Origin of the sequence: Hydrogenophaga sp., from assembly GCF_011390835.1 — a bacterium.
In the GTDB taxonomy this organism is placed as follows: domain Bacteria; phylum Pseudomonadota; class Gammaproteobacteria; order Burkholderiales; family Burkholderiaceae_C; genus Hydrogenophaga.
In genome coordinates, this window is record NZ_JAABRQ010000060.1 from 1 (window position 1) to 3,700 (window position 3,700).

Annotated in this window: 2 protein-coding genes; both read right to left on the reverse strand. The window is 64.9% G+C overall.

Annotated features, from left to right (window positions below; translation table 11 throughout):
* On the reverse strand, positions 1 to 1,194 hold a 1,194-nt coding region (locus tag GPT34_RS17605), incomplete at its 3' end, for a response regulator (protein ID WP_291015317.1).
* Positions 1,191 to 3,700 (reverse strand): response regulator (locus GPT34_RS17610; protein WP_291015320.1); only part of this gene is annotated, 2,510 nt, incomplete at its 5' end. The genes GPT34_RS17610 and GPT34_RS17605, both read right to left, overlap by 4 nt.

Here is a 3,700-nt window from a genome sequence, read left to right on the forward strand (position 1 = left end):
GCCGCCGTGCAGCTCGGCGATCTGTCGACTGATGGACAGACCCAGCCCGGTGCCTTCGTAGTCCTTGCGCAGATGCAGGCGCTGGAAGGGCTGGAACAACAGCGAGAGATGTTCAGGGGCGATGCCGATGCCGTTGTCGCACACGGATACGCAGGCCATTTGGCCGTCCTGTTCCACCGACACACGAACCTCGGGTGCGCGCCCCGGTGGCACGAACTTGAAGGCATTGGCCAGCAGGTTCTGGAACAGCAGCGAGAGCAGGCTGGCGTGCCCCATGACCGGGGGCAGGGGTTCAATGTGCAGCGTCCCGCCACTGTTCTGCAGTCGGGCAGCGAGTGCATCGCGCAGGTCGCTCAGGATGGTGTCGAGCGCCACCGGTGTGTGTGGCTCGGCTTCGCCGGCCTGCTGCAGCCGCGCGTAACGCACCACGTCGTCGAGCAGCGTGCGCATGCGATGACCGGCCTTGAGCACCAGTTGCAGGTAGCGCTGGGCATCCTCCGGCAGGGCCTGTGCATGGTCTTCCACCACCAGGCCGGTGAACTGGACCATGGTGTTGAGTGGTTCGCGCATGTCGTGCGAAGCCATGCGCACGAATTGCAGCAATCCCTCGTTGGCCAGGGCGAGATCGTCGGCGGTCTGCTTCAATTGCGTGTGGCTGGTGCGCAGTTCGTTCATGGCGGTCGCCAGCTTTCGACGGTCTTCGGCTGACAGTTGGCGCAACTCGTCGTTGGCGACCTTCAAACGCAGCTGGGTGCGCACCCGCGCCTGCACGATGGCGGGGCGCAGCGGCTTGGCGAGAAAGTCGGCAGCGCCTTTTTCCAGCCCGGCCTGTTCAAAGTCTTCTTCAGCGTGGCTGGTGATCATGATCACCGGCAGGCCGACCAGCAGCGGCTCGATGCGCATCGCATCGAGCACCTCGAAGCCGGAAAGGCCGGGCATCTGTGCGTCGAGCAGCACCAGGTCCGGCGTCGACTCTTTCATCAACCGCAACGCGTCGGCGCCGCGTGTGGCAAAGCGCAGTCGACCCAACCCTTGCAATGTCTTGGCCAACGCCTGGATCATCCCCGGGTCGTCGTCGACGATCAGGATGCCGGGCAGGGTAGCGTGGTCACGTTCACCCGGCAAAGGTTGGCCTCCCATTGGCACGGCGGAACCCGTTGATTCGGGGAAGGCGGTGTCGGATGCGGTGGTCATTTGTCGATCTCGTCAGCCAGCAGCGCAGCGGCAGCGGCAAAGTCCAGTTCCTCCAATTGTCGGCTCAGTCGCTCGTACAAGTCTTCGCCCAGTCGTGAACGCAATGCTGGCGCGTGGCGCTGCACCCACTCCAGCGCATCCAAGTCCTGTTGTTCGAGCAGCGCTGCCAGTTGAATCAGGGCCTCGCCGGGAAGCGGTGGATGGTCGGTGGCCTGTTCGAGGGAGGGCAGGGCAGCGCTTTGTTTCAAGAACGCGGCCGACGCCACCGAGAGGTTTTGCAAAGCGCGCCCGATCGCCTGCCAGTGGGGCTGAAGCGTGGCCACGGACTCGCCGTCCCGCAGACCGTTCTCCAGATCAGCCGCCGACTGGTGCAGCACCGTCACAGCCATCAGGCCGGCCGCACCGCGCAACTTGTGGGCTTTGGCAGCCAATGCCGTGCGGTGCTCGGGCGTGAGCGGATCGGGCAACTCGGCTTTTGGCCAGTCGCCGAACTCGTTGAAAAGGCGGCGCAGTGAAGAATGCAGCAGCTTGGGGTCGCCACTGAGACGCTGAACGGCGCGCGCACTGTCGATGCCTTCGATTTCAGGCCAGTCGGTCACCTCGGTGCGAGGTGCGTTTGGCTCGGCCTGCCGCACTGCCAGGGCCTGGCCGGTGGCGGCTTCGATCACTTCGCGTACGGTGCGCACCAGCAGTTGCGGCTCCAGCGGCTTGGTCAGGAACGCGTTCATGCCGGCGTCGATGGCACGGCGTCGCTCCTCGGCCAATGCGCCCGCCGTCAGGGCGATCACGGGCAATTGCAACAGCGAAGGTTGCCGCCGCAAGTGACGCGTGGCTTCCAGCCCGTCCATGTCGGGCATCTGAACATCCATCAGCACCACGTCAAAGGCGTCTGGCGTGGCTTCCAGCCGTTGCACTGCCTGACGTCCTGAACCGGCCGTCACCACGACCGCGCCTTCGCGGGCCAGCAGGTGGGAGGCGATTTCCAGGTTGATGTCGCTGTCGTCCACCAGCAGCACCCGCACATCCGGCAGCCACAGCGTGTGCTGGCCTGGCATGGTGCGCAGCGGCATCACACGGTCGCTGCTGCCTTGACGTGCCACCACGCCGTGGTTCACGGCGTTGAAAAGCACCGAGGCGTTCACCGGTTTGGTCAGAACGTCGCTGGCCAGTTGCCGGGTGTCGAGCTGAATCAGGCGATCGCGCTCCGATGCCGACACCATCAGTGCGGCTGGCAGACGCTTGATTCCGATGCGCTCGGTGAGCTCGGTCAGCGCCTGCAGGCCGTCGATGCCGCCCATTTGCCAGTCCACCAGCATGGCGTCGGGCAGGGGCAGACCAGAGGCCACCCGCTGTGTCATGCACTGCACCAGTGCTTCGCCTGAATCGCACACTTCGGTGCGCCAGCCAAAGGCCCTGGCCATGTCCACCAGGGCGCGCCGGTCGTCTTCGGCATCATCCACCACCAGCACCTCCAGGGTCGTCGAATGGCGTTCGTCAGTGGGAGTACCGTCGGCATCGGGCAAGCCCAGTGGCAACTCGAACCAGAACGTGCTGCCCTCGCCGACCACGCTGTGCAGTCCCACACTGCCACCCATGGCCTCGGCCATCTGTCGCACGATGGAGAGTCCCAGGCCGGTGCCGCCGAACTGGCGCGTGGTGGACGCGTCAGCCTGGGTGAACGGGGTGAACAGCCGGGCCTGCACCTCCGGTGAAATACCCAGGCCTGAATCCTGCACCTCGCCGCGCAGCCGCACGCTGAGCGGCGGATCGTCGGGCTTGGCCGGCACGGCGCACAGCTTCACGCGCACACTGCCGCGTTGCGTGAACTTGAACGCGTTGCTGGTGAGGTTGTTGAGTATCTGGCGCACCCGCATCTCGTCGCCCACCAGCACGGCAGGCAGGGCTTCGCTGCGCTCCACCGCGAAGCTGATGCCTTTGGTATTCGACTGTTCGCGGAAAAGGTTGTCGAGGTCGTTGACCAGGCCATCGAGCGGGAAAGGTTCTGGCAGCAGCGTCAGCTCGCCGGCCTCGATCTTGGCGAGATCGAGCACATCGTTGACGATGCCCAGCAGCGAGCGGCTCGCCATGAGCGACTTGTCCAGTAACCGCTGCTGGTGTGCGCTCATCGGCGTATCGGCGAGCAGATGGGTCAGACCGATGACCGCGTGCAGAGGGGTGCGGATCTCGTGGCTCATATTGGCCAGGAACTCCCCCTTGGCCTGTGAGGCGGCTTCGGCTGCTTCGGTGGCACGCACCAGGTCGGTGATGTCGATGCGGAAGCCCACGATGTGACCGTCGGGGAGCCGGCGTTCAATCACGCGCACGACCTTGCCGGTGACCAGGCGCTGCACGAAGTACGAATCTCCGGATCGGTGCGCCTCCATGCGCTCTGCTATCCAGTCTTCGATTTCACACGCACCCAGGACCTGAAATTTCCGCATGGCCGACGTTCGGATGATGTCCTCGAGACGTCCGCCAGGCACCAGCACGTCGCGAATGCCTTCAT